This is a genomic window from Arthrobacter sp. JCM 19049, from assembly GCF_001310435.1.
Window position 1 is genome coordinate 1 of sequence record NZ_BAXF01000661.1, and the last position, 998, is coordinate 998.

2 pseudogenes are annotated in these 998 nt (G+C 66.9%); both read left to right on the plus strand.

Features of this window, described 5'->3' with window-relative positions:
* Nucleotides 1-502, plus strand: a pseudogene (locus JCM19049_RS15335) (16S rRNA (cytidine(1402)-2'-O)-methyltransferase); the annotation flags it as partial.
* A gap of 314 nt (nt 503-816) precedes the next feature.
* A pseudogene (locus JCM19049_RS15340) lies at nt 817-998 on the plus strand (NAD-dependent succinate-semialdehyde dehydrogenase); the annotation flags it as partial.

Genomic DNA, 998 nt, shown 5'->3' on the forward strand with positions numbered 1-998 from the left:
CCAGCGCCGTGCTGACCGCGCTGGCCTGTCTGGGCTGCCCACCGGCCGCTTCACCTTCGAGGGGTTCCTGCCGCGCAAGGCCGGGGAGCGGCGCAAGCGGCTGCAGGCGCTGGAATCCGAGGAGCGCACCATGGTGTTCTTTGAGGCCCCGCACCGCCTGGCCGCCTTCCTGCAGTCCCTGTTGGAGGTGTTCGGCGCCGAACGGCAGATCGCCGTGGCCCGAGAACTGACCAAGAAGTTCGAAGAGGTCCGGCGCGGCAGCGTGCCCGAGCTGCTGGCCTGGGCGGAGGGCGGGGTGCGCGGGGAGATCGCGGTGGTGGTCTCCGGGGCCCAGGCCCCGGCTGCCGGGAAGCCGGAGGACCATGTGGGGCAGGTGCAGCAGTTGATTACGGCCGGCACCCGGATGAAGCAGGCGGTGGCCGAGGTCGCCGAGGCCCGCGGGCTGAAGAAGCGCGAACTGTATGAGGCGGTGCTGGCCGCACGGCAGCAGGGCGAAAAATAGCGCCTTTGCCCGCGTGGCGCAACAATACTTCGATCCGCACGGTTTGGTGCGTCAAAATAGTGCCGCCAAGGGCCAAAGTGCATAGTCTAAATGCACAATTGGATCGTATAACACTGGTGCAAGGTGCGGTTTACACCACAGCCGGCACCCCCTAGCGTTGGAAGCAGACCTAGATCAGTTCCCGGCGCCGCCGGCCGCGGCATGCCGCCCGGCGAAGCCACCGGGACTCGAAAGTGTCCCGGCTGGCAGCGCCCTGACTGCCGGTCGGGGTTATGACGCCAACATCAGTCCTTACTACTACAGGAGAAGCCGCTATGAGCATTACCGCCGAACGCGAAGCAGAGCTGCTAGCCAAGGTCCCCACCGGTCTGCTGATCAACGGGGAATGGCGCGATTCCTCCGATGGCGGCACCTTTGACGTGTTGGACCCGGCCACCGGCCAGAAGCTGGCCACCCTGGCCAGCGCCACCTCCCAGGACGCACTGGCCGCCTGGAC